This window comes from Pseudomonas sp. WS 5532, assembly GCF_012985445.1.
Classification (GTDB): Bacteria; Pseudomonadota; Gammaproteobacteria; order Pseudomonadales; family Pseudomonadaceae; genus Aquipseudomonas; species Aquipseudomonas edaphica.
In genome coordinates, this window is record NZ_JAAQWK010000020.1 from 57,741 (window position 1) to 83,880 (window position 26,140).

The window sequence follows — 26,140 nt, forward strand, 5'->3', positions numbered from 1 at the left end:
GCGGTGTATCAGATACACCGAGTTGTCTGCATCGCAGGCAAGCCAGCTCCCACAGGGTGTGTGTCAGCCTTAAGGGCCGACACCCCTCGGATCAGTTGCTCTTCACGGCATAGTCCGGCTTTTTGTCATTACCCGGAATGTACGGGCTCCACGGTTGGGCGCGGATCGGCTTCTCGGTCTGCCATACCACCGAGAACTGCCCGTCGGCCTGGATTTCACCGATCATCACCGGCTTGTGCAGGTGGTGGTTGGTCTTGTCCATGGTCAGGGTGAAGCCCGACGGCGCGGCGAAGGTCTGGCCAGCCATGGCTTCACGGACTTTGTCGACATCGGTGGATTTGGCTTTCTCAACCGCCTGTGCCCACATATGGATGCCTACGTAGGTGGCTTCCATCGGGTCGTTGGTCACGGCTTTGTCCGCGCCTGGCAGGTTGTGGGCTTTGGCGTAGGCCTTCCAGTCCGCAACGAATTTCTTGTTCACCGGGTTCTCCACCGACTGGAAGTAGTTCCAGGCCGCGAGGTTGCCCACCAGTGGCTTGGTGTCGATGCCGCGCAGCTCTTCTTCACCCACCGAGAACGCCACCACCGGTACATCGGTAGCTTTCAAGCCCTGGTTGGCCAGCTCCTTGTAGAACGGCACGTTGGAGTCGCCATTCACGGTGGAGATCACTGCGGTCTTGCCGCCGGCCGAGAACTTCTTGATGTTGGCGACGATGGTCTGGTAATCGCTATGGCCGAACGGGGTATAGACCTCTTCAATATCTTTATCCGCTACGCCTTTGGAATGCAGGAACGAACGCAGGATCTTGTTGGTGGTGCGTGGGTACACATAATCGGTACCGAGCAGGAAGAAACGCTTGGCGCCGCCACCTTCTTCGCTCATCAGGTATTCCACGGCCGGGATCGCCTGCTGGTTAGGCGCTGCACCGGTATAGAACACGTTCGGCGACATCTCTTCACCTTCGTATTGCACCGGATAGAACAGCAGACCGTTGAGTTCTTCGAACACCGGCAATACCGATTTACGTGACACCGAGGTCCAGCAGCCAAACACCACGGCAACCTTGTCCTGGGTCAGCAACTGCCGGCCTTTTTCGGCAAACAGCGGCCAGTTCGACGCCGGGTCCACCACCACTGGCTCCAACATCTTGCCGTTCACACCGCCCTTGGCGTTGATCTCGTCGATGGTCATCAAGGCCATGTCTTTAAGCGAAGTTTCGGAGATTGCCATGGTGCCGGACAGCGAGTGCAGGATGCCGACCTTGATGGTCTCTGCGGCCTGGATGGTCCAGGTCAAACCCATGGCGGCAATGGATGCCGACAAAGTGAAAGCCTTGATCAAGCTACGACGCTTCATGGTGCGATCTCCGTAAACCGATAGTGTTGTGGGGCAGATACACAGGGCTTTGCAAAGGCTGTGCCTGCGCCGTGCAGTACCGGTTTCAGGGCGCTAAGGCGCCAGTCGCTGTCGCATGGCGCACCAGTGTGGCGCCGCTAAAGCGGCCCCGTGCAGGGCGAGCCTCAAAACGGGGCATCGCGTGAGGGCGTACTTGTTGGGGTGCCTATTTGGCACCCCAGGTCGCCTGCCATTGCCGAAGATGGGCTTTATGGCCGCCAATCCTGGCGCCATGAAGCCTGTCATAGGAAGGTGATGCGATGGCACGAGTCAAACGTGGCTGGTTTGGGGCAGACCCCAAGCCAGAGGTGGAGTTGCCCCCGGTTGGGCCGGGGTTTGTCAGCATGGATGATGCGGCCCGGTATGCCCATCACCAGATGGGTGGCGCGCAGGACAAGGAGTATGGCGGGGTCATTATGCAAAGCCTGGCCGACGATCTGTTTTACGCGACCGACCCCATTGAGGGCGGCGAGAATTTTTTTGATGTGGGCACGGTTCTCAACGAGGACAGTAATAAGCGGCTCCTGCATCCCGAGGGCTATCGGTGCGTGGCGGAGTATCACTCGCACCCGGACTTTTTCACCCAGTACAAAAGCAACAACCCTGAGCTTTCAGATCGTCAGATCAAGGCGCTGAACAGCTTTTATTCCGAGCCTGACTTGATCGGCAATATTCTGGATCCGGTATTTTTCAGCGCCTTCTATGTGTCCGGCCCTGATGGTTCGTTGTTCAAGCACGTCCCCACCCGTTCGGAGGCCGAGCGGCGTTTTGCCGTGTGGCTGCGGGACAAGGAACCGTTCGGCAGGCCCGAAGGCTATGACGGTGTGGTGGAGAATCTATTCAAGAAAGTCGCCAGCGTCAGCCAGCTGTCGATTGTCGTGTCCAACGCCGTGTGGGGCGGCTCTACGGGAGAGGTGCCCCACACATGGACGCCCTACCGGGCCTTCAAAACCAAAACCCAGGAGCTGCCGCCCTGTGGCCCCGTGCAGGCGAGCCTCACCGATGCGCTCAGCCACGCTCGGGCGCGTTTGGCCGCTATGCCAGGGGCGGCCCAGTATGTGTTCCTGCTCAAGCATGATACCCAGGACTTGTATGGGGTGACCGAGCCTTCTGGCACGGTCGACCGCCAGCCCTCGGTGCAAGAGGTTTTTCCCAAGGACATGGACGGCAAACATCGCCTGCCTGCGCATTTTCACTTGATCGGTGTTTGCCTGGGCAAGGCGGGCTATGCGGCATTGGCCCAGACCCGGCAACCATGGCTGTACCGCAATTTCTTTTCACCCCCGGAACTGGTCCGGCACCTTTACCAGGGGCGATTGGTGCCTGAACTGCTCAAGCAGTCCGGGCTGTCGATATTTCTTAACACCGAAGATGGCGCGGTGTTGCGCTACACCTGTTCATTCTCGGCTATCGAAGCGCAGCTTTATCGTGTTGAGCCTGACGGCGCGATTGTGGATAACCAAATCGATTCGACCTTGATCGCCGGCAGCCTCAAACCGAGTGAGTTCGTGCAGCGCCTGGCGGCGGCGGGACAATTGACGGTGCTCAAGGCCAGCGCTCCCGGCAAGGGCAGCCAACTCTGGGACAAAACCGGCACGGTCGAGGCGAACTGGCGACCCTTTTCTGGCATTCCCTTACCGGTGTTCAGTCCGGCCTTTATCACCGCCGATGATGCGGCGCGTTGGGCGCATGCGGTGATCGGCCAGCGTCGTGACATTGAGTATGGTGGTGTGGTCTTCAAGCGCGGCAATCGCTTCTACGCCACAGATCCCATCGCAGGAGAGCGCGTTCAATTTGATCACGGGCGCATGTTGGCCCGTGACAGTGAGGGCAAGTTCATCGCCCCTGATGATTACCAGGCCGAGGCCTTTTACCACTCTCATCCCGCCGATGCTGAGGGCATCAAGCGCGCACTTCCACACTTCACGGCGGACCAGGTGCAGGTGTTCAACAACTTCTATTCCGGTGCCGATCAACTCTTCAGCTTTGAAAAAAGAACGTTCGCCAAAGTCCACTATTTGTCCGGGCCAGATGATGTGCTGCTCAAGTATGTCAGCAGTGGCTCGATCGCTGAAAAAACGCTGGACCTGCAACTGCGCGGCGGGCCGGGTGAAACCAGCAGTGATTTCGAGCATCCCATCCGGTTGCTGGCTGCGGCGGGTGAGTTGTGGACAGTGATTGCCAACCCGGTATGGGGAGGCGTTCGCGGGCGTATAAGCAACACATGGCGGATCAGAACGCCGGCGACCCTTGCACCGCAACAACCGTTTTTTACTCAGGTGTTTTCACGGCCTGAGCTTGCGGTGTTGCGTGCACTTTCGCTGGCGGGGAGCGAGGGCGGCCGGTGTGGCTTTGTACTCAAGCACTCCCGTGATGACGCGTATGTTGCGACGTTGGCACTGCCCAAGGGTGATCCACTGTTTTCGCCAAACCTGGTGTTTCCAAAACGCCCAGACGGCAAGCTGCGCTTGCCTTCGCAATTTCGGCTGGAAGCCATTTACTTCAGCAGTTGGTACGAGACCGACGAAATTGCCGCCCGGGAAACCTGGCTGGCCAGTACGTTTTTCACCCCGGCGCAGGTGGTGGCCGCCACCCGTCAAGCGCGCGCAAGCCAGGACATCCAGAGCCCGGCCCGTGGGTTGTCGCTGTACATGCTGGCCTCGGATTCATCGCTGTTGAGCTTCAGGGTGCCCGCAGCCACGAACACCACCGATCTGGTGCGGGAAACCGACACGGGCGAGCTAAACGATAATGGTGCTCAGGCGGCCATGCTCACCGGTACGTTGAGCCCTCGGGCTTACGTGCGCAGGGTTATTGCGGCGACGGACCTTTCGGTGGTGCAGGCCGGAGGATTGTGGCGCAAGGTCGGGAGGGTAGATAACCGCTCGAACCTGATAGAGTCGTTTTACAAGGCAACCCTTAGCCGTTCGTTTCTCTCGGCGCGCGATGCCGCGGTGTATGCCCATGAGCAAATCAACAACTGGCGTGGCGGCTACTACGGCGGTTATATACTCAAGGGCGAAGATGGCCGTTTTGTTATCACTGAGCCAGTGTCCAGTGCGGCCAACCCATTTGCCTTCACTCTGTTTTTTCCACGCGACGGTAACGGGCCGTTGATCCCGCCGGAGCCTTATGTGTTGCATGCTCGCTACGGTTCCCATACCGCTCTGTCGATGGTGAGCCCGTCCTGGGTTGCGCGGCGCGGCTGGACGCATGAGGAGGCGCAGATCAACCTGCAAGTGTTCTCCGATGATGAAATGTACTCGATCATTCCGGCCGGTCGCGTGGCGTACCTGTCGGGGGCCAGTGATTGCTTGTTGGAGTACACCCCAAATCATTCGGCGCAGGAACAGTTGCTGCTGGCCAATATCGGCCCGCAGGCGGGCGACAACAGCCTCGGCAAGCGCCTAGACAACGGGCAGATCCGGCCGGCCGACTGGGTCCGGCGGCTGGCCGAGGCGGGGGACTTCAAGATCATCCTGGGCAACCCGTTATGGGGCCAGCGTTCGGTGGTCTACAACGACTGGACGCCTAACTATTCCTACGCACCAAGATCGGGCCCACCTGACTACACCACCTACGGTGCCGTATTTGCCAGTGCCGATGAGGCGGCCCGTAACCTGCACGGACGCGTGCATGCGCGCAACTTCGCGCAGGCGGCCTGTTTTGCTTTCATCCTCAAGCATAGGGACAAGGAGCAGTACATTGCCAGCGAGGTAGTGGGCGTTGTCAGTGAGAGCGAACTGTTCAATCTCAACAGCCTGTTTGAACTTAAGCCCGAGGGGGGTTACCAGCTACCCGATGGTTTTATATTGCACGGGCTGTTTCGCTCGCAGCAATGGTCACGTGTCGGGCAAAATACGTCGAACGCCTGGTTGACGCTGTTTTTTGTCACGCCAACAGTATTGTTCTCTGCTCTTTATGCCGCTATTCGGAGTGGCCCGAGCAACCTGTCGGTGTACTTTTCCACCCTCGATGGTGCGCTGTTGCGGTATGAGCCCCCGCGGCTTGACGTCAAAAGTGGCGGCCCGGCAGATACATTGTTGACGCTGGCGCAGCAAGCATTGGACTCCGGCGAGAAGACACCCCAGAGCTTCCTTAGTGAGTGGGCGCTGAAGGGAATGCTGCATGTGGTACGTACCAGCCAGTTCTGGGATAAAAAAGGTCAGGTCGCCCCTAGCTGGAGCAGTTACGCAACCCTGACGCCACGGCGTTTAAGCCCCTGCTTCGCGAGTGCCGACGATGCAGCCCGCTACGCAGCTGCCAGGGTGAACAACGGATACTATCGGCGTTTTGCCGGGGTGATACTCAGGCTGGGAAATGGTCTGTTTGTCTCGACTGAACCACTGGCGCTTCCACCTCAAGGGTTGGCATTACACTGGATATACCCGGATCGGGCTGCTGATTTAGCGCTTTACCCTCAGAACAGTACGATTGTTGCGCGCTATCGGTCTTTGATAGATCAAGAGGGGCCGTTGTTGTTGTCCGTCGCCCAAAAAGCCATCTATAAAACCATGATACCGACTGCGGTATTGTCAAACCTGTTGCGTCGTGAGGCCCACCTTAACCGTGAATATGTGTTTGGCCCCAGTGGCTCGATCCTCAGTTACCACCTGTCGGGCTCTGCCGAGGAGGAGCGACTCAAGGATCGTCTCGCGCCACTTAACAAGGTCAAGGGTGATTACGGTGACAACAGTATTGAGCAGCAACTTCGCAGTGGCACGCTCTCGCCGCAGGACTTCATCACCGAGGTGGTGAAAGCCGGCAATCTGAGCGTGATAGAAGGCGATGGGGTATGGGGCCCGCCCAGAAAGTTGGTGGGGGATTTTGTGGCGAATATACCGCCAACCCATCCTGGGGATATTCGCGCTGTGTTCATGGACGCGCCCTGCAGCCCGATTTTCACCCGGGCGGTCGATGCCGTTCGTTACGCTCAACGCCTATGGAAGCCTCAAACCGAAGTGGCCTTCGGTTACGTACTCAAGTCGGCTAACAAACCGTTCTATAAGGCAACCCTGGCGCTTGTCAGAGACGACTTTGCTGATTTTAAACAGGTCTTTATCGACGGCCAATTGCCACAGGGCTATGTGTTTGATGGTTTGTATCTCTGTGCTTCGACCGTGGCCATCGCCGGTAGCAATGATGAAATGGCGCGCAGTTTTTTCCCGCCCCAGTACATCGCCAAGGCACTCAACGTTGTCACCTATGCACGTAACGGCAGTGCTCCGACGCTGTATCTGTTGTGCAGCGACGGTGCGCTGCTCACGTATGAGTTTCCCAAAACGGCGCCGTTGTACCCATGGACGAGCAAGGCACATATCGAACGCACACAATTGCTCGATGCCTCCCTTACGGTACGTGATTATGTGCGCCGCCTTGCGGGCGCGGGGAAGTTGTACATTCGGGTGACCAGTGAGGTCTGGGGTAAGAAAGAGAGGGTCACTGAGCATTGGGAGCCGAATAAAGCGCCTCATGCTTTCGCCGACGATCCGCATTTTCATTCGTTCTGCGGCCCGCTGTTTACTTACACCGATGATGCGGCCCGCTATGCACAAGGCTTGGTTGCACCGTTCAAGGGCAAGCAGTACCTGGGCGCTGTGCTGGTGCCGGGGCAAACGCCGGGGTACGTCGCGCTCGACCCGGTGGAAGATCAGGGTACGGGAAGTACCAGTACCCTGGAATTGTTGTTCTGGGCTGATCATGCCGGGTTTGATGTACCGCCTGAAAATACACTGAGTACCTACAAAATCGCCGCTGTGCAGGCGTTCTATAAAGCCATTGCGTCGACGTCCAGCTTTGAAGCGATAGATAAAGAACTCTTGGGTAACTTCGTTGCCAAGGACGATCTTCACGACTACGTGTCGGTAGCCAGGGCGAATGCCCCTGACGCCGAGAGTTGTTATCTGTCCTGCCGCAATGGTGCGCTGCTCAAGTACGTACCGGCGTTTACGGCATCTGAAGACCGATTGCTTGCCCCGGGTATGGCACCGGTGCCCCGTGTGTTCGTTGCGCGATTGCGAACCTTGGGCAAATTGTCAGTGCTGGTCACCGATGCCTTCTGGAGAGTTGCTGGGCCATTGGGTGAGGAGTGGAGCGAGGCAGAGCCGGAACCCGAAGAGTTCTGGTATGAACGGAATCGGGACGAACTCTGAGTTCAGCGCTTACGCATCAACCCGATAAAAAACAGCCCGCCAATCGCCGCCGTCGCCACGCCAATGGGCAAGTCTTCGGGGGCGATCAGGGTGCGGGCGGCGACATCAACCCACACCAGGAACAGGCTGCCCAGCAACGCGCACACCGGCAATAAACGCCGGTGCTCAGCGCCCACAAGACGCCGCGCAATATGCGGCACCATCAGCCCGACAAAGCCTATGGAGCCGCTGATGGACACCAGCACACCGGTCATCAACGACGCCACCAGGAACACCTTCAAACGCACAGAACGTGCGTTCATGCCCAGGGTCACGGCGGTCTGTTCGCCGGCCATCAATGCGTTCAGCGGCCGCGCCATGCCCACCAGTATCAACAGCCCCAGCAGCACAGTCGCAGTGGGGATCGCCAACAGTTCCCAGCGCGCCAGGCCCAGGCCGCCGAGCATCCAGAACATCACCGCCGAGGCGGCGCGATGGTCGCCCATGAACAGCAGCAGGTTGGCCACCGCCATCATCACGAATGACACGGCTACGCCGCACAACAGCAGGCGATCACTCTCCAGGCGGCCGTTACGACTGGCCACGGCCAGCACCACCAGCATGCTCAGCAGCGCACCGATGAAGGCGGCGATAGGTAAGGTCAGCAAGCCGACGACTTCCCCTACGTGCAACACCACGACCACCGCGCCGAGAGTGGCGCCGGAGGTCACGCCGAGCAGGTGCGGGTCGGCCAGCGGGTTGCGCGTCACCGCCTGCAACACGGCGCCGATCAACGCCAGCCCGGCGCCGACCAGTGCGCCAAGCAACATGCGCGGCACGCGGATCAACCAGACGATATGTTCCTGGCCGGTGCTCCAGTTGACGTCACCGAGGCCGAAGGCCTTGTTGAGCAGAATCCGCCACACCACGTCCGCCGGCACCCGCGCCGAGCCAAACCCCAGCGAGATCACGCAAGAGACCAGCAACAACGCGCCAAGCGCACTCAGCAGCAGAGCATAGCGGCGGCTGATCATTCGCCGTGGAATCCTTTGGCCAGGGTTTCCACCGCCAGCACGTTGTCGATGCCTGGCGTTGCCTGCACATACGGGATCACGATAAAGCGCTGATTCTTGATGGCGTCCACCGATTGCAACGCCGGGTTATCCAGCAGGAATTGTTCTTTTTGCGCGGCGGTGATTTCGCTGTAGTCGACAATCACGATCACCTGCGGGTTGCGCTCCACCACGGTTTCCCAATTGACGCGGGTCCAGCTGGCGTCGATGTCATCGAGGATATTGCGCCCGCCTGCGGCGGTGATCAGCGCTTGCGGCATGCCCAGGCGGCCGGAGGTCATGGCGCGGTCTTCGCCGCTGTCATAGAGGAACACCCTAGGCTTGTCGGCGGGCAGATGCTGTTGCACCTCGGCCACTTGCGCCTGCATCTGCGCGATCAAGGCCGTGGCGCGGTCCTGCACGTTGAAGATCTTGCCCAGGTTGCGCAGGTCGTTATAGGTGTCGTCCAGGGTCGCGGCCGGGCGCTTCATTACGAAGGCGCAGGACTCGGTCAGCTCGTAGACGTTGATGCCCAGTGGCTGCAAGGTTTGCGGCGTGAGATCGCCGCCCACGCGCATGCCGTAATCCCAGCCGGCGAAGAAGAAATCCACGTTGGCGTTGAGCAGGGTTTCCACCGACGGGTACTTGCTCGCCAGCTCCGGCAGTCCGACGAGAGTGTCGGCCATTTGCGGCGTCACCGACTTCCAGCCGGTGACGCCGCTGTAGCCGGCCATGTGATCCTTGAGCCCCAGGGCGAGCATCATTTGGGTCATGTTGATGTCGTGGCTGACCGCGTATTTCGGCGCTTCCTGAAAGGTCACGTCGCGGTTGCAGCTTTTGACGGTCACCGGGTAATGGGTGGCTTCGGCAAACGCTTGGGCAGTGCCGAATAGCAACGCGAGAGACAACAGGGAGCGCAGGATCATGGTTGGGTTATCCAGGTGATTCGGGGGTAGCCGGCCAAAGGGTGAGCGTCGATCAAGGCTTCGACGCCGAAGACATCACGCAGCAACTCGGCGGTCAGCACTTGGTGAGGCGTGCCGCTGGCGACAATGCGCCCATGGTTGATCACGTATAAACGGTCACAGAAAGCCGCGGCCAGGTTCAGGTCATGAATGCTTGCAAGGGTGCCGATGTTCAAGCGCTTGACCAGCCGCAGCAGCTCCAACTGGTAGCGTGGGTCGAGGTGGTTGGTCGGCTCGTCGAGGATCAACAATTGCGGCTGCTGCGCCAAGGCGCGGGCGAGGATCACGCGCTGTTTTTCACCGCCCGAGAGCGTGGCGAACGCGTGGTCTTCAAAGCCGTGCATACCGACCGATTCCAGCGCCTGCCGGATGAGATGCTGGTCGTGCAGTGTGTCGCCATCGAACAAACCTTTGTGGGGCGTGCGGCCCATGCCGACCACTTCGTCGACGCGCAAGCCGAAGGTGTCCGGGAACTCCTGCAGCACCACCGCGATGCGTTGTGCGCACCATTTGGCGCTTTGTTTCCACACATTCTGGTGTTCGAGCAGCACGTCACCGCGTTCGGGTTTGCTGAAGCGATAAGCGCAGCGCAACAGGCTGGTCTTGCCGCTGCCGTTAGGGCCGATCAGCCCGACAAACTCCCCCGCACCGACCTGCAGGCTGGCATCTCGCAGCTGGAAGCGATGATTGCAGTGGTCGTGGCCCGGTGGGGTCCAACCAAGGTCGGTGAGGGTGAGTGAGGCCATCAATATTCTCAAGTTCAACACAGTAAATTGTGGGAGCTGGCTTGCCTGCGATAGCCATAGGTATCTACACAACTTTTAAAAGCAGCCTATTTCTCCTGTGGCGAGCAGGCTTGTACTGCGTTGGGCTGCGAAGCAGCCCCAAAAACAGACGCTGAGTACTTTCAGCAAAATTGCCGTGCCTGTACGGGGGCCGCTTCGCAGCCCAACGCAGGACAAGCCTGCTCGCCACAAAAGCCCACCTGCCACAGACTTCGTGTTAACCGGTTGTGTAGATACCTATGCTCATCGCAGGCAAGCCAGCTCCCACAGGGAGCGTGTGTATCAGTTAGAAGGTGTAGTCCGCCGTGACGAAGAACGAGCGCGGCTCACCCAGTATCCACTGTTGGCCATTGTTGTACTGGCTGACGGCGTAGGTGCGGTTGAACAGGTTGTTCAGCTCAAGGCCCAGGGTGGTATTGCGCATGGCCCTCCACGATACGCTGGCGTCGGCCACGGTGTAGCTCGGCACTTCGCTGCTGTTGGCGGTGTCGGCATAACGGGCGCTGACGTAACGCACACCGGCACCGGCGCGAATGTCATCGGTCACCGTCTTGCTCAACCACAGGTTGGCGGTGCGGTTGGGCACGTCCACCGGGCGGTTGCCGTCGCGGGAAACAGCCTGGCCGTTGACCACTTCGGAAAAGTCGTCGTACTGCGCCCGCACAATGGCCGCATTGGCTTGCAGCTGCCAGGCGTTGGGCAGTTGCAGGTCCAGGCTGGCTTCCAGGCCGTTGGAGGATTGCTGGCCGACTTGCTCCTTGAGGGTGGTGCCGGGGATGCTCACCAGCAGTTTCTTTTTGACGATGTGATAGGCCGCCAGGGTCCATTCACCACGCGCGTCCCAGAACGCCTGCTTGAAGCCGATTTCGGCCTGTTTGGCAGTGGACAAACCAAACTGCTGCTGGCTCGGGCTCAGGCTGATCAGGCTGCCGACACCGTCGGTGCTGGTGGCGTACTGGCCGTAGACCGAAGTGCTCGGTGTGATCGCGTAGACCAGGCCGGCTTTCCAGTTGTTGCCGGTCAGGGTCTTGTCGGAATCTGTGTTCGCAGCCGTCAGATCATTGCTATCGATGTGCAGGTAGTCGCGGCGCGCGCCAGTGATCAGCGAGAGTTTGTCGGTCAATTGCAGGCGGTTTTCGGCGAAGGCTGCGAGTTGTTTGGTGGTGGTGACCGCTTGGGGGATGAATGGGCTGCTGCTTTCAAACGGCTGCGGCACCGGGTACTGAATATCCACCGGCTGGCCGCCGCCTGGCACGTCGTTAAACGGTGCGTTACTGGCCAGGCGGAAGCGAATGCGGTTGTATTCAACGCCCGTCACCGTCTGGCTGTCGAGGCCCAACAGCGTGTGTTTAAACGTGAACGTCTGGCGGTCACCGAGCTGTTCCTGGTTGTGCTTGATGCCCAGGTAGTCCTGGCGCACCAAACCGCCATTCACAAAGTTGTAGCTCTCGGCGTTCTGCCAGCGGCGCTGGTTTTTCAGGTACGACAGCTCGTTGGTGGCGGTGACGTTGTCGTTGATCTGCCACTCGCTGGTCAGGCGCGTCCACTGGTCGTTGTAGTGCTGTTTGTCGTCGCTGACGTTGTAGTTCTTGTCGCGCAGGCCTTTGTGCAACTGGCCGTTGATCAGTGGCGTGCCGTAGTAGTTCTGCGGGCTCTGGTCGCCATAGTCGTGGGCCAGGGTGAAGCTCAGGGTGTCGGCCGGCTGCCAGCGCAGCGCGCCGCTGACGAAATCGCTGGCGGAGTCGCCTCGCGCGATAAAGCCGTTGCTGCGCAGGCGGTTGACGTTCAGGCGGTAGCTCAGTGTGTCGGTCAGCGAGCCGCCGCTGTCCAGGGCTTGCTGCTGGCGGTCATCGGAACCGTAGCCCAGGCGCAGGTGGTTTTCGATCTCGCCGCTGAACGGCTTTTTCGCAATGGTATTGATCACTGCGCCGGTGGCGCCCTGGCCGTACATCACCGAGGCCGGGCCGCGCAGCACATCCACGCGCTCAACCGACCAGGTGTCCACCGGGAAGGTGGAAGTGCCTGCGCCGTCGAACATGCGCTGCCCGTCGTACAGCTGCAGCACCGAACTCTGCCCGGTAAAACCACGGGCCTGCAACGACGTGCCGCCGTCGCCCGGCGAGCCGGTGCGGCTGATGCCGGTGGCGCGGGAGATGGCGTACTGCACACTGGCGTCGCCGCGCTCGCGGATTTTTTCGCCGGTCTGGCTCTCGACACTGCCCGGGGTTTGCAAGGCCGTGAGGTTCAAGCGCGAACCGGCGGTGGTCGGCGTGTTCAGGTCAACGCGCTCGTCATCCACGGCGGGCGCGGTCACGGGGCTGGCGGGCAGAGTCAGGGCCTGGGCGCTGTTATGCAGGGCGAGCAGGCACAGGCCGGACGCGAGGTACTTGTTCATCGGTCGATCAATCGCTTCTTGAGAGGGGTGCTCACCGCAGGGCGCGGCGAGCAACGATAACGCAGAAAGTGTTATAAGTTAACACTTATTGGCTGCGCGACAAAAGTCGCGCAAGGCTACAGAAAGCCTCTGGCGTGGGCATCTCGCTTGCTTCATGCAGAACCTGAGGCAGATTCACGTTGGTTGAAAAGGCGCGCCAGCACCAGGCGATCCAGCGCCCACACCACGATCAGCGATGCACCCACCAACGGGAAAATGATCGCCAGCGCGAACATGATCACCATCGCGGTTTTCCACTTCGGCAGGTCATGGCGCAACGGCGGCACTCCCAACCCACCGTGTGGCCGACGCTTCCACCAGATCACCACGCCACTCACCGCGCTGAGTAAAATCATCAGGCAAATCACCAGCACGATCAGTTGATTGACCCAGCCGAACATCTTGCCTTCATGCAGCATTACACCGGTTTCGGTGGCGCGTGCGACGAGGTTGTAGTGTTCCCAGCGGACATCGGCGAGCACTTTTCCGGTGTACTGATCCACATGCAGGGTCGCGTCATTGCGTGGGTCGTTGGCGAACACCGCGACGGTGAACACGCCTTCGGCGGTGGTGGGGAACGTGATGCTGTAGCCGGGTTCGACCTTGCGTGCGTTGGCCAGGTCGACCACTTGTTGCAGGCGTACCGTCGGCGCGGCGGGACCTGAATGCATCGCACCGTGGTTCATATGTTCGGCGTGGTCGCCGGACATGGGCATTGGCGTGTTCTCCATTGCCCATGGCACAGTCTGCTGGCTGGCCGTATTGAGGCTGCGCGCTTGCTGGTCGGACTGCGGCACGTTGTTCCACATCGCGGCGGGAAACTTATTCCACAGCTCGGCGTATTGTTTGCCCCAGAAGCCGGTCCAGGTCATGCCGCTGAGCAGCATCACCAGCAAAAATGCCGCGCCCCAGAAACCGGCGACCGCATGCATATCGCGCCAGAACACTCGGCCACGGCTGTTGAGCCGTGGCCACAACACGCCCGCCGAAGACTTGCCGCGTGGCCACCACAGGTACACGCCGGATACCACCAGCATCACGCCCCAACCGGCGGCGAGTTCCACCAGGCGATCCCCCACAGTGCCGATCATCAGCTCGCCATGCAGTGCGCGGGCGATGGCTTGCAGGTTGTATTGGGCATCCTGTTCACCGAGGACGGTGCCGCGATACGGGTCGACGAACACCGTCACTTCGCGGCCATCGTTGTGCATCACGAATTGCGCGCTGCTGGTGGCGTCGGCGGGTGGCAGGTATTTGCTGATTTTGCCCTGGGGAAAAGCTGCCTGGGCGCGTTGCAGTTGTTCGTCGGCGCTCAGGGCGTGCTCGGCGCTTTGCACGTTGAGCAGGTTGCCGTACATCAGCGGGTCGAGCTGGGGTTTGAACAGGTAGATGATGCCGGTGAGGGCCAGCAGCACCATGAACGGGGCGACGAAGAGGCCGGCGTAGAAGTGCCAGCGCCAGGCCAGGTTGTAGAAGGAAATTTTTGGGGTGGTCATCATTAGGCTCCGCAAGGCTTTAGATATTTTTTGTCTGTCAGGCCGCTATCGCAGGCAAGCCAGCTCCCACATTTGGAATGCATTTCCCTGTGGGAGCGGGCTTGCCCGCGATGCTTTTAGAAGCTCATGTCGACTTTGGTCCAGAGCGTACGCCCCGGCTCCTTGATGGCTTGCGGGTCGTTGGCCGGGTAGCCGAAGCCTGCGTTACCCGCCAGGTTCAAATGCTCGGCATAGGCTTTGCCGAACAGGTTGTCGACGCCCGTGCTGACCTTGAAGTTTTTATTGATGCGGTACGCCGCGTTCAGCGAGAACACGCCAAAACCGCTGCTTTTGTCGAAGTCCTTGCCGACCACGTTGCCCTTGTTCTGGTCGATGCGGTTTTGCGCCGCGACCACACGCCACAAGGCGCCGGCGCTCCAGTCGTCCTGGCTGTAGGTGAGGCCCAAACGCGCGTCCAGCGGTGGCATCTGCGGCAGCGCCTTGCCGTCGCTGGTGTTCTTGCCCCAGGCGTAGGCGAGGCTGGCGTCGGCTTTCCAGTGCTGGGTCAGTTTGTACGCTGCGCCCAGTTCACCGCCCATGATGCGCGCGTCGACATTGCGGGCCTGGGACGTGGTGCCCATCATGCCGGGCTTGTAGTCGAACAGGATAAAGTCCTGCACCCGGCCGATATAGCCCGAGGCCCAGGCTTCAAGGTCGGCGGTTTTGTACTGCGCACCGAAGTCGAGTTGGGTGGTTTTCTCCGGCTTCACGCCGTCGAAGGCATTTACCGAACCGACCGCGCCGGTGTTGGGCGAAAACAGCTCCCAGTAATCCGGGAAACGCTCCGAATGGCCGAGCCCTGCGTAGACGGTTGTGGGTGTGTCGGCCAGGTCGTGCTCATAACGCACAAAGCCCGATGGCAAGGTTTCAGCGCGAGTGTTGTCGGCGGTCGGGTTGGGGCGCGCCATCATTCCCGAACCGGTGGTTTGGCGGAAATCCTTGGCCGAGGCGCGGTCCAGGCGGGCGCCGGTGATCAGCCGATCGCGGTCGGCGGCGTACCAGGTCAGCTCGCTGAACACGCCGTAGTTGTGGAAATTGGCATCCTTGACCCGTGGCAGTTCCTTGTAGGTGTCGATGCCCATGCTGCTGCGCTGGCGATGCTCGTTGGTCTGCGCATCCAGGCCGCTGATCAGTTGCACATCGGCCCAGCGCCAGGTCGCCTTGATGCGTGCACCGAGGGTGCGGCGGTCGACGTTGGAAGCCATCGGCCCGGCCATCATGCCGGTGCCCGACGGCGTACGCAGGCTGTAGTTGTCCATCACATGGTCGGCGTAGTTGTAGTAGACCTGCGCTTCGACCTTATCCAGTACCTCACCGATATTGGACTTTTCAAACCGCAGCCCCAGGCTTTCGCGCAGAAACTGCGAGCCATCCATGCCGCGCCCGGCGTAGCGCGCTTCGCCATCGCCACGGCCGGCAGTGAGCTCCAGCAGGGTGTCGGCATCGGGGGTGAAACCGACGGCCACGTCGCCATTCCACTTGTCGTAGCGCGAGGCGACGGTGTTGTTATTGCCGTCCTTGTAGTCATCGGCGTGGGCCTGATTGCCGATCACCCTCACATAGCCCAAAGGCCCACCGGCAGCGGCATCGACCACCTTGTCGAAGCGCCCGTTGGAGCCGGCCAGCACACTGGCATTGACCCGTGTGCCCAGCTCGCCGAAGTGCTCGGGCTCACGGTCGAACAGGATGGTGCCGGCTGACGCGCCAGGCCCCCAGAGCACGGTTTGCGGGCCTTTGATCACGGTGAGCTTGTCGTAGGTTTCCGGCGAAATATACGAGGTGGGCGCGTCCATCCGCCCTGGGCAGGCGCCGAGCATCATGCCGCCATTGGTGAGGATATTCAGGCGTGAACCGAACATACCGCGCAGCACCGGGTCGCCATTGGTGCCACCGTTGCGCACCAGCGCGAAGCCGGGGATGGTCTTGAGGTAGTCGCCGCCATCGCTGGCGGGCACCGGTTGGCGTGGGTCTTTGGGGTTGGTGACAACGGTCAGCGGTGAGCTGGGGGCGATTGCGGTGATCACCGTGGGGCTCAACTCGTGATCTTCAGCCTGCGCGTGTGGTGCCAACAGCGCGCCACACAGAACGGCGAGAACGGGGGTACATCCCAATCGGGAGTCAGCAGAAAACCTGGACATGACAAATTCCATCAATCAATCGTAAACAACACGGCCAGCAGCCTGCGGCTGTCTGTCTAAAGTCGGCCGGTGTGAAGTGATGCTGTGAAGTGCTTACGAAGCGATAGGCGGGGCGCGGCTGCGGGCGCCAGGGAAGATGCTCTGCCGGGCGTGACCCAGGCGGGTGGCGGGCGTCAGGGCATTCGCCGGTGGCGGGGTGCCGAGGCTGACATGGGACACGCTGCCGGGCAGGGCCGGGCAACTGAAGAGCAGGTCGCAATAACCGCATTTTGCCCAGAGGGCGTGGTGTTCGCTGGGAGCTGGCGTGTGCTCGCCATGGCTGGTCGACGGCATGTCCATGGACATTTGCATCGACATACCGGCGTGATGATCCATCGGCATCGCTTGGGAAATCAGCGGACCGATAAAGATCATCAGCATGGCGAACAGGCTGATCCAACTGCCGCGCGCCAGGCTCATGGGCCTGCGGCGGTGTGGCGACAACCTGGCGCGAGGGGCGCCCATTTACGTTGGCCTATTGGGCGTGCATATGCTCGTGGCCGGCCATCGGCGGCGCTTTTTGTACCGAGACCTCAACCTGCACCGGGCCGGCTTTTTCGAAGTTCAGGGTGAGTGGGAAGTGTTGGCCGTCGCGCAGTTGGCTGCGGTCTTTCAGGTCCAGCAGCATCACGTGGTAGGCCATCGGTGCGAAGGTCAGATCACCTTTGGCCGGTACGGCAACGGTTTTCACCTTTTGCATCTTCATCAAATCGCCCTGCATCACATGCTCATGCAGCTCGGCTTTGGCCGCCACAGGCGTGTCGACGCTAAGCAAACGATCAGCGCTTTCGCCCTGGTTATGAATCACAAAATAGGCAGCGACAGTCGGCGCATTCGGCGGCAATTCCTGGGACCAGGGATCGCTGACCAGCAGGCTGCCGGCCTTGTAGTCATCGGCATTGGCAGCACTGAACACCGGCAGCAACAATGCAGCCAGCAGCAGGGAAGATTTAAGCATGGCAGTTCTCCAGAACGGTTCTAAACGCAGTTCACTTGCGAAGAAATCAGACCGTTGGAGAGGCGCGGGGGTTAAGACTCGGCCATTGCTGGCGCGGGGTAGGGGCTTGCAGTGCGGGCGGCGACAGGCCCGGCACGGCATCAAAACGTGTGACATACAGCTGCGGCACATGCCCCGGCAACGCCACTAATGGCGGTGAGCCCGAGCAACACCAGCAATGCTGCATGGCGGAATGATCTTCCTGGGGCGGCGTCGGGATGTCCAACCTGCCCAAGGCAATGGTCTTGAGGCTGGCGCCATTGGAGGAACAGAAACTGCCCCACAGCAATTGCCGCACGGGGTCTTGCGACTGTTGCATCGAGCTGGCCAGCGGCATGGCAAAGGCGTTGAACAGCACTGCAAAGCAGGCGATCCACACAATTGCAAAGCGTTGACGGGCCATGGCGGACAATCCGTAGGGTTAAGCGATCAGGTGGGTATTTAGCCTGATCGGGGGGCATAAGTAAAAAGCGGCGGTGTGGTTTGGTGTCGCAGTGGTTGCCTTCATGATAGCCGGGAACCACGGATTGCCAATTTTACCGACGGGTTGCAATCTCCAGCGTGACGCTGAACCCTGTGGGAGCTGGCTTGCCTGCGATGCGGACAACTCGGTTTTCCTGCAGTACCGAGGCGATACTATCGCAGGCAAGCCAGCTCCCACAGTTTGGTGTGTGTTTGGCTATGGATGTTGAGCTTGCTGGTTGTACGAGCAATGTCCTGCTCATGTAGGCCGCTTCTAGTTGAGCCTGTACATAACCTAAATGTAGTGGTCGTCTACGGAAACGTCCGACAGGGATTTAAGGTTGTCCCTAGGAAGGTAGATCTCTAGTCTGCGTACACCGCTGCACACGCAGCGGTCGGGCGTCGCGGCCCGGATTGATTAAGCATTGCCTCCTTTCAGTTGACGCTTTTTTATCGTCTACTGTGCGGCGCTATGGTGGCTGTGCGCGGGATACCTTCGGGTATGCCGGTTTCCTTAATCTCCGGTCCGCGAACCTGCGCACAGCTGCCACCCTCTATCGCATCGCGGCGATCAGTGGCGGCTCCATTTAGATTAAGGAAATTCACAATGATCAAACCCACCCCAAATCCCCCCGTACGGCTATTCACCGTAGCCGACGGAATCAGCACCGAAGACCTGCTGGTCAACCTCAGCGAAACACTCGCCTCGGCTAATGCGCTGAGTTGCGACCTTGCGTTTGACCTGGATGGCCCGAAGCGAGAGGAATTGCTGGGCGTTGCGCAGTTGATTGAGCTGGCGCAGTTGCTGGCTGACCGGGTGCAGGAAGGTGCAAGGCGGCCGACAGTCGCGAGTAGTTAACAGTCCTATGACCGATCGTTCCTGCGCTCGTGCGTGGGAGTGATCGTCTATTGGTTTAGAACTCGCAACTTGCTTCCCGTATATGGTTGAAATTCACAACATCGACGCAATGTTGGTGAGCAAAGCCGGCGACTCTAAGGTCATCAGTCAAAACTAGATAGTTATCTTTAGCGAGTGCGATAATTCCGACATCAGTAAGGCCGTAGGGCGACAGCTCATAATCGCGACTTATGTCCAAGGCTGGGGAGTGAATTTCAATAATTGTTGAAAGTGAGTTTTTTAATGTCGCGTAAAAATCGTGCAACTTGCTCCCGTACAATCCATTTGTCAGGTTGCTGACTTCTGCAAGAATGTGAGGCGTGGAAACAAGTCTTTCGAACTGATCAATCATTGTGAGCAAAAGGCGGTAGTCTTCATTGGTATAGCCCCGAGTTCTCTTGAACTCTACAACGCTGGGCGTTCCACCTATCAGCGCCAGGAGTAGCAAGTTGGTGTCGACTATAATTCCCTTTCTACGGTACTGCTTGATATAGGCATCTATCATACTTCGCGGATCTTCATGGAGCGGAACTCACCTGTCTCCGCGTCGATGATGAATGTTTTGTATTTCCTGGTCTGCATTCGTCCGGCTAAGGACGCGCCTAACCTTTCATATTTATCAGGGGTTGGAACATTAAAGCCCAACGTGATTACCCATGTTTTACCGCTTGAATTTAGCTCGACTTCCTCAAGCATGAGGTCTTGCAATTCCGTTTCTTGCCCGAGGAAGTCGTTTGCTGCCGCCTTGGCGACTTGTACGGCCTCTTTAACTTCTATCATGTCAGCTCCTGAATATAATTGAGTCTGGCTTGAATTATTCTTGGAGTGTAGCACTTCGTATTGTTGGTTCATCGCCGTCCCTTGAGGTAACAAATAGAATTGCCAGAGGCTGCGAACGATCCTGATCTATCGAAGAAAATCTGCCAATGAATCGATTGTTTCTGCGGGCGACAAAAGCTCTCGATCCACCCCGGCCAACACCGGCCGCTTCAACACCAACACCGGCACCCCGAGCTCGCGTGCCACTTCCAGCTTCGGCTCGGTCGCCGCACTGCCGCTGTTCTTGCTGATCAACACATCAATTCCACGCCGTTCAAACAACGCGCGCTCGTCCTCAATCAGAAACGGCCCACGCGCGCCGATGACTTCACAGCGCTCATTGCCCGGATACACATCCAGTGCGCGCAGCGTCCAGAATTGATCGGCGGGGATTTCGTCAAGGTGCTGCAACGGCTCACGCCCCAAGGTGAACAACGGACGTTTGAAGGGTTTCAAGGCTTCGATCAGCTCAGCCCAATCCCTCACCTCGCGCCAGTCATCACCCGCCTGCGGCTGCCACGCCGGGCGCCGCAACGCCCAGCAGGGAATGCCGCACACTGTTGCCGCCGTGGCAGCGTTCTGGCTGATCTGCGCCGCGTACGGGTGGGTGGCATCGAGGATCAGGCTGATCTGCTCATCGCGCACAAATTGCGCCAAGCCTGCATGCCCACCGTAGCCGCCGACGCGCACTTGGCAGGTGAGGTCAGTGGGCACGCGCCCAACCCCAGCCAGGCTATAGATATGCTCCGGCCCCAGCGTGCGGGCGATGGCCAGCGCTTCGGTGACGCCGCCCAACAACAGGATGCGTTTCATAGCGGCTTGACCACGTCCAGCAAGGTGATCGGCAGCGCCTGGCGCCAGGTGTCGAACTCACCCAACGGCTGGGCCTGGGCCACATGGATGCGCGTCAGCTCGCCGCCGTGTTGCGCGCGCCACGCCATCAAGGTCATTTCGCTTTGCAGGGTCACCGCATTGGCGACCAAACGCCCACCAGGGCGCAGGTGCTGCCAGCAGGTGTCGAGCACACCGTCGCGGGTGACGCCGCCGCCGATAAAGATCGCGTCCGGTGCTTCCAGGCCGAGTAACGCGTCCGGCGCCTTGCCTCGAACCAGTTGCAGGCCGGGCACGCCGAGGGCATCGCGGTTATGTTCGATCAGCCCTTGGCGACCTGCGTCGGCTTCAATCGCCAGTGCGCGACAACTCGGATGCGCACGCATCCACTCGATGCCGATGGAGCCGCTGCCCGCGCCCACGTCCCAGAGCAATTCGCCCGGCATTGGCGCGAGGCGGGCGAGGGTCATGGCGCGTACATCGCGCTTGGTCAGTTGGCCGTCATGTTTGAAGGCCGAATCCGGCAGCCCGGCGAGGCGTGACAGGCGCGGGGTGTGGGCGTCGGCCAGGCAGTCGATGGCGACGAGATTCAGATCCGCAACCGAAGCGTGTTGCCAATCAGCAGCCAGCCCGTCGATGCGCTGTTCATCTACGCCGCCCAAGTGTTCAAACACGCTCAACCGGCTGAGCCCGAAACCGGACTCGGCTAACAGCGCGGCAATCGCGGCAGGGCTGCGCCCGTCATTGCTCAACACCAGCAACCGCACGCCACTGGCCAGGTGCGCATTAATCGCCGCCAAAGGCCGCGCCACCACGGATAACGTCACCACCTCCTGCAATGGCCAGCCCAAACGCGCCGCCGCCAATGACACGGAGGACGGCGCCGGTAAAATCAGCAGTTCTTCAGCCGCCACCTGGCGCGCCAGACTGGCGCCTACGCCATAGAACATCGGGTCGCCGCTGGCCAGCACGCACACAGGCTCGCCGCGTTGCGCCAGCACCGGCTCCAGGGAAAACGGGCTTGGCCACAGCTGGCGCTCGCCACCAATACACACCGGCAGCAGGTCCAACTGGCGCTGGCCGCCTATAATCCGGGTGGCGCGCAACAGGGCATGCCGGGCGTTTCTGCCCAGCCCCTTGAAGCCGTCTTCACCGATGCCTACAACCGTCAGCCAGGGCGACATAAGAATTCCTTGAACGACATCCGACGGGCAGGCTTTTCATGCCGCCGGACAAAGCAGGCATAATACCGCGCCTTTACCCGTCAACCGGTAGCCCCGTGAACCCAACGCCTGCTCTGAATACCTTGCGCCCCTCGGCTTGTCCGGGGTTGCTGCGTATCGTCCAGGCGCTGGATGGCGGGATTTGCCGGATCAAATTGGCCGGCGGTTCTATCACTGCCGCCCAGGCAGTTGCTGTGGCGGACGCGGCGCAGGCCTATGCGGGTGGGGTGATCGAGGCGACCAACCGCGCCAATTTGCAGATTCGCGGGATCGGTGCCGAGCAAGAGGCGTTGATCGCCGCGCTGCTGGCCGCAGGCCTTGGCCCGAACAACGCCGCTGGCGATGACGTGCGCAATCTGATGCTCAGCCCCAGCGCAGGTATCGACCCCCAGATGCTGTTCGACACTCGCCCGCTGGCCGATCAGATCCTTGCCACCTTGCAAAACCATCCACGTTTCCATGAGCTGTCGGCCAAGTTCGCCGTGCAGTTGGATGGCGGTGAAGCCCTGGCGATGCTCGAACATCACCATGACTTGTGGCTGTCGGCGTTCGAGCGCGATGGCGAAACACTATTGGCCTTCGGCCTGGCCGGTTGTCCGGGGCTGGATGCACCCTTGGGCGCTGTGCCGCTCGAGCAAGGCTATGCCTTGGTCGTGGCCGTGCTGGAAGCGTTTCTCGACCTGGCGACACCCACGCAAACCCGCATGCGTCATCTGGCTGTGGATAACTTATTGGCCCGCCTGAACCTGCCGTTACTGTCGGTGGATGGGTTAAAACGCCAGCCCAGTGGGGATTTGTTGCACTTGGGCACTTATCCACAGCGACAAAAAGATCTGTTTTACGTTGCCGCCGTTGCGCCGCTGGGCCGTCTGGACCCAAGCATGCTCAAAGGCGTCGCACAGTTGGTCAGTAAGTTCGGCGACGGCACGTTGCGTTTTACGCCGTGGCAGGGCGTACTGCTGCCCAACCTTAAAAACCACGGCGCCGTGACTGAAGGCTTGGAGCAATTGGGCTTCCTTGGCTCAGTCGACCAACCGCTGGCACGCATGATCGCCTGTACCGGCTCAAGCGGCTGTGGCAAAGGCCTGGCCGACACCAAGGCCGATGCGCTGCAACTGGCTGCGCTGCAATCCGGCCACGACGTACATCTGTCCGGCTGCCCACGCTCTTGCGCTGCCGCACACACCGCGCCGGTCACCTTGCTGGCGGTAAGCCCCGGCCACTACGACGTCTATTTTCGCGAGGCAGCCCAACCCGGTTTCGGCCGGCTGCACGCACGCACTCTTTCCATTGAAGCGGCGGGCGCCCTGTTACGCGGCCGCACACGGAGCAACACCGATGATTGATTACATCCGCGACGGTCAGGAGATCTATCGCAACTCCTTCGCCATTATTCGCGCGGAAGCCAAGTTGGAGCGCATCCCGGCTGACTTGGAAAAACTCGCGGTGCGGGTGATTCATGCCTGCGGCATGGTCGACGCCATCGACGGCCTGCAGTTCTCCGAAGGTGCAGGCAAGGCCGGGCGCGATGCGTTGGCCGCTGGCGCGCCGATTTTGTGTGATGCGCGCATGGTCTCCGAAGGCGTGACCCGCGCGCGCCTGCCAGCCAATAACCAGGTGATCTGCACCTTGCGCGATGACAGCGTGCCGGAGCTGGCGCGGGAGCTGGGCAACACCCGTTCAGCCGCTGCGCTGGAACTGTGGCGTCCGCACCTGGAAGGCAGCGTGGTGGTGATCGGCAACGCGCCGACGGCGCTGTTCTACCTGCTGGAAATGCTCGACGCCGGCGCGCCGAAACCGGCATTGATCCTGGGCTTCCCGGTGGGCTTTGTCGGCGCTGCCGAATCCAAGGCGATGCTGGCGGCCGACAGCCGTGGCGTGCCGTTTGTGATTATGCAAGGCCGCCTGGGCGGCAGTGCGATGGCTGCCGCGGCGGTCAACGCCTTGGCCACGGAGGTCGAATAATGCCGGCACGCGGACGTTTGATTGGCCTGGGCGTTGGCCCCGGTGACCCCGAACTGATCACCCTCAAAGCGCTGCGCCTGCTACGCGAGTCGCCGGTGGTGGCGTATTTCGTGGCCAAGGGCAAGAAAGGCAATGCTTTCGGTATTATCGAAGACCACTTGGTGGCACAGCAGACCTTGATGCCGCTGGTGTACCCGGTGACCACCGAAGTGCTGCCGGCACCGATGTCTTACGAGCAGATCATCAGCGACTTCTACGATAACGCCAGCCTCGATGTGGCCGCGCACCTGGACGCTGGCCGCGATGTGGCGGTGATCTGCGAAGGCGATCCGTTCTTCTACGGCTCCTACATGTACCTGCATGACCGTTTGGCCGAGCGCTATGAAGCCGAGGTTATCCCCGGCGTCTGCTCAATGCTCGGTGGCGCTTCGGTGCTCGGCGCGCCGTTGGTGTATCGCAATCAGAGTTTGTCGGTGCTCTCCGGCGTGCTGCCCCACGACGACCTCAAACGTCGGTTGGCGGATGCCGATGCCGCCGTGATCATGAAGCTGGGGCGTAATTTCCCCAAGGTGCGCCAGGTGCTGCAAGAACTCGGCTTGGCCGAGCGTGCGCTCTACGTGGAGCGTGCGACCATGGCTAATCAGAAAATAGTGCCGCTGGATCAAGTCGACCCGGCGTCTTCGCCGTACTTCTCGCTGATCATCGTGCCGGGTGAAAGGTGGCAAGGTTGATGCGCCCGGCGATTGTCATTCTCGGCCAGGCCAGCCTGGCGACGGCGCGCAAGATCGCGCAGGTTTACCCTGGCGCGCTGATCCACGGCTTGGCCGGGCGGGTCGAAGGGGCGGACCAGGCTTACAGTGAATTCGGCACGACCCTGCGCCAGCTGTACCAGCAAGGCACGCCGCTGATTGCTTTGTGTGCTGCCGGCATTGTGATCCGCACGCTGGCGCCGCTGCTGCTGGAAAAAGGCGAAGAGCCCGCCGTGCTGGCCGTGGCTGAAGATGGCAGCGCCGTGGTGCCGTTGCTCGGCGGCCTGGGCGGTGTGAACCGGATGGCGCGCGACATTGGCGCGGCACTCGGCGTCGCCGCAGCGATCACCACCAGCGGCGAGCTGCGTTTTGGCACCTGCCTGCTCAACCCGCCAGCGGGTTATGCGTTGGCGGACCTGGAACTGGGCAAGCGGTTTGTCTCGGACCTGTTGGCCGGCGAAAGCGTGCGCATCGAAGGTGTGGCGCCGTGGCTGGATCAGGCGAATTTGCCGCAGGATCAGCACGCACGGTTGGCGATTCACGTGGGCAGTGCCGAGCGCGTGCCGGCTGCCAATGAGTTGCTGATTTATCCGAAGACGGTGTGTGTCACCTGTAAGCCAGGTGTGGATTTAGCTCTGCGCGTGCGAACGGCTTTGCATGACGCCGGTATCGCCGTGCAATCCCTGGCGTGCCTGCTGGCCAGCGACACGCAGATGGCCGAAGCCTCGTTGCAGCAAGCCGCAGTGGAATTAGGTGTGCCGTTGCGTTTTGCGCAAGTGGCGCAAGGCGCGGACATCGTGATCACAGTGGCAGAGCAACCGCTGGACCTGTCGCATGTCGGCCGTGCCCGTGGCCGCCTTGCCGTGATCGGCCTTGGCCCTGGCGCAGCCGAGTTGATGGTGCCGGCGGTGAAGGCCGAGCTGGCGCGTTGCACCGATGTGCTGGGCTACGAAACCTATGTGCGCATGGCCGGGCCGTTCCGCGACGACCAAGTGCAACACTGCACCGACAACCGCGAAGAAATGCAGCGTGCTCGCCATGCCTTCGAATTGGCCGCTCAAGGCCGTTCGGTGGTGGTGGTGTCGTCCGGTGACCCTGGCGTATTTGCCATGGCGGCGGCGGTGCTTGAGGCGTTGCACGAATCCAGTGACCCGGCCTGGCATCAGGTCGAGCTGGACATTCTGCCGGGCGTCTCAGCCTCGCTGGCTACTGCCGCCCAGGCGGGTGCGCCATTGGGGCATGACTTCTGCGTGATGTCGTTGTCGGACAACCTCAAGCCCTGGTCGATTATCGAAAAACGCCTGGACCTTGCATCCCAGGCCGACCTGGCGCTGGCGTTCTACAACCCGATCTCGCGTTCGCGGCCGTGGCAATTGGGGCGTGCCCTGGAAATCGTCGCGTTGCACCGCACGCCCGCAACACCGGTGGTGCTGGGTCGCGACATTGGCCGCCCTGGCCAGACTTTGCGCGTCACCACGTTGGGGCAGTTGACGCCTGAGCAAGTGGATATGCGCACCATGGTGCTGATCGGCTCGTCCACCACCTGCGTATTCCCCCGCGCCGGTGGCGGCGAATGGGTGTACACGCCACGCTGGTACGGCGAGAAACCCGCTTCCTGAAATCAGCCTGCGGCAGGTAAGAAGGCTCCGAGTAACGCTGGGTGAAAACCTGTTGTTACTCGGGGCTTTTTCTTTTTTTGCCGATGAAAAAAAGGAAGGTCT

At 60.6% G+C, this 26,140-nt stretch carries 20 protein-coding genes; 6 read left to right on the forward strand and 14 right to left on the reverse strand.

Features of this window, described 5'->3' with window-relative positions; translation table 11 throughout:
- Positions 1-91: 91 nt before the first annotated feature.
- A complete protein-coding gene (urtA, locus tag HBO23_RS26425) occupies positions 92-1,357 on the reverse strand; it encodes an urea ABC transporter substrate-binding protein (RefSeq protein WP_170040328.1) in 1,266 nt (421 codons plus the stop codon).
- Between the two features lie 299 nt (positions 1,358-1,656).
- On the opposite strand from urtA, the gene HBO23_RS26430 reads away from it, so the two are divergent.
- Positions 1,657-7,548, forward strand: a complete 5,892-nt coding sequence (locus HBO23_RS26430; RefSeq protein ID WP_170040330.1) for a DUF4329 domain-containing protein — start codon at positions 1,657-1,659, stop codon at positions 7,546-7,548.
- A 2-nt stretch (positions 7,549-7,550) separates the two neighbouring features.
- On the opposite strand, the gene HBO23_RS26435 is transcribed toward HBO23_RS26430, so the two are convergent.
- From HBO23_RS26435 to HBO23_RS26475, 9 genes are all read right to left on the reverse strand, one after another.
- Positions 7,551-8,561, reverse strand: coding sequence for an iron ABC transporter permease (locus tag HBO23_RS26435; RefSeq protein WP_170040332.1), 1,011 nt, complete (start codon positions 8,559-8,561; stop codon positions 7,551-7,553).
- Positions 8,558-9,505: an ABC transporter substrate-binding protein gene (locus HBO23_RS26440; RefSeq protein WP_017136768.1), complete on the reverse strand. Its 948-nt coding sequence runs from the start codon at positions 9,503-9,505 to the stop codon at positions 8,558-8,560. The genes HBO23_RS26435 and HBO23_RS26440 overlap by 4 nt, the downstream gene beginning before the upstream one ends.
- Positions 9,502-10,290 carry an ABC transporter ATP-binding protein gene (locus HBO23_RS26445; protein WP_099548123.1) on the reverse strand — a complete coding sequence of 263 codons (789 nt, stop codon included), beginning with the start codon at positions 10,288-10,290 and terminating at the stop codon, positions 9,502-9,504. Before HBO23_RS26445 ends, HBO23_RS26440 begins: the two co-directional genes overlap by 4 nt.
- Before the next feature lie 325 nt (positions 10,291-10,615).
- Complete coding sequence (locus HBO23_RS26450) at positions 10,616-12,724, reverse strand: TonB-dependent receptor (RefSeq protein ID WP_170040334.1); 2,109 nt, start codon at positions 12,722-12,724, stop codon at positions 10,616-10,618.
- Positions 12,725-12,876: 152 nt separating this feature from the next.
- Positions 12,877-14,259 carry a PepSY domain-containing protein gene (locus HBO23_RS26455; RefSeq protein ID WP_170040336.1) on the reverse strand — a complete coding sequence of 461 codons (1,383 nt, stop codon included), beginning with the start codon at positions 14,257-14,259 and terminating at the stop codon, positions 12,877-12,879.
- Between the two features lie 116 nt (positions 14,260-14,375).
- Complete coding sequence (locus HBO23_RS26460; RefSeq protein WP_170040338.1) at positions 14,376-16,436, reverse strand: TonB-dependent copper receptor; 2,061 nt, start codon at positions 16,434-16,436, stop codon at positions 14,376-14,378.
- A gap of 93 nt (positions 16,437-16,529) precedes the next feature.
- Positions 16,530-16,940 carry a DUF2946 domain-containing protein gene (locus HBO23_RS26465; protein ID WP_017136763.1) on the reverse strand — a complete coding sequence of 137 codons (411 nt, stop codon included), beginning with the start codon at positions 16,938-16,940 and terminating at the stop codon, positions 16,530-16,532.
- Between the two features lie 10 nt (positions 16,941-16,950).
- A complete protein-coding gene (locus HBO23_RS26470; protein ID WP_170040340.1) occupies positions 16,951-17,433 on the reverse strand; it encodes a copper chaperone PCu(A)C in 483 nt (160 codons plus the stop codon).
- 46 nt (positions 17,434-17,479) lie between these two features.
- On the reverse strand, positions 17,480-17,875 hold the full coding sequence (locus tag HBO23_RS26475) for a DUF2946 domain-containing protein (protein ID WP_170040342.1): 396 nt from the start codon (positions 17,873-17,875) through the stop codon (positions 17,480-17,482).
- Positions 17,876-18,541: 666 nt separating this feature from the next.
- Here HBO23_RS26475 and HBO23_RS26480 point away from each other — a divergent pair.
- Positions 18,542-18,793, forward strand: a complete 252-nt coding sequence (locus tag HBO23_RS26480; RefSeq protein ID WP_122528293.1) for a DUF6124 family protein — start codon at positions 18,542-18,544, stop codon at positions 18,791-18,793.
- Between the two features lie 55 nt (positions 18,794-18,848).
- Here HBO23_RS26480 and HBO23_RS26485 read toward each other — a convergent pair whose 3' ends face one another.
- The 4 genes from HBO23_RS26485 to cbiE form a co-directional block, all read right to left on the reverse strand.
- Positions 18,849-19,337, reverse strand: a complete 489-nt coding sequence (locus tag HBO23_RS26485; protein WP_170040344.1) for a PIN domain-containing protein — start codon at positions 19,335-19,337, stop codon at positions 18,849-18,851.
- Positions 19,334-19,612: a hypothetical protein gene (locus HBO23_RS26490; RefSeq protein WP_065930623.1), complete on the reverse strand. Its 279-nt coding sequence runs from the start codon at positions 19,610-19,612 to the stop codon at positions 19,334-19,336. Before HBO23_RS26490 ends, HBO23_RS26485 begins: the two co-directional genes overlap by 4 nt.
- 126 nt (positions 19,613-19,738) lie before the next feature.
- Positions 19,739-20,464: a cobalt-precorrin-6A reductase gene (locus HBO23_RS26495; RefSeq protein WP_170040346.1), complete on the reverse strand. Its 726-nt coding sequence runs from the start codon at positions 20,462-20,464 to the stop codon at positions 19,739-19,741.
- Complete coding sequence (gene cbiE / locus HBO23_RS26500) at positions 20,461-21,666, reverse strand: precorrin-6y C5,15-methyltransferase (decarboxylating) subunit CbiE (RefSeq protein WP_170040348.1); 1,206 nt, start codon at positions 21,664-21,666, stop codon at positions 20,461-20,463. The genes HBO23_RS26495 and cbiE overlap by 4 nt, the downstream gene beginning before the upstream one ends.
- A gap of 38 nt (positions 21,667-21,704) precedes the next feature.
- Between cbiE and cobG the strand changes: the two genes are divergently transcribed.
- From cobG to cobJ, 4 genes are read left to right on the forward strand one after another with little or no spacing between them, the layout of a single operon-like run.
- Positions 21,705-23,051, forward strand: coding sequence for a precorrin-3B synthase (gene cobG, locus HBO23_RS26505; protein WP_017136757.1), 1,347 nt, complete (start codon positions 21,705-21,707; stop codon positions 23,049-23,051).
- Positions 23,044-23,670 (forward strand): precorrin-8X methylmutase, encoded by a 627-nt coding sequence (locus tag HBO23_RS26510; RefSeq protein ID WP_017136756.1) that lies wholly within the window; start codon positions 23,044-23,046, stop codon positions 23,668-23,670. Before cobG ends, HBO23_RS26510 begins: the two co-directional genes overlap by 8 nt.
- Positions 23,670-24,401, forward strand: a complete 732-nt coding sequence (locus HBO23_RS26515; RefSeq protein WP_065930618.1) for a precorrin-2 C(20)-methyltransferase — start codon at positions 23,670-23,672, stop codon at positions 24,399-24,401. Before HBO23_RS26510 ends, HBO23_RS26515 begins: the two co-directional genes overlap by 1 nt.
- Positions 24,401-26,038, forward strand: coding sequence for a precorrin-3B C(17)-methyltransferase (cobJ, locus tag HBO23_RS26520; protein WP_170040350.1), 1,638 nt, complete (start codon positions 24,401-24,403; stop codon positions 26,036-26,038). The genes HBO23_RS26515 and cobJ overlap by 1 nt, the downstream gene beginning before the upstream one ends.
- The last annotated feature ends 102 nt before the right edge of the window (positions 26,039-26,140 follow it).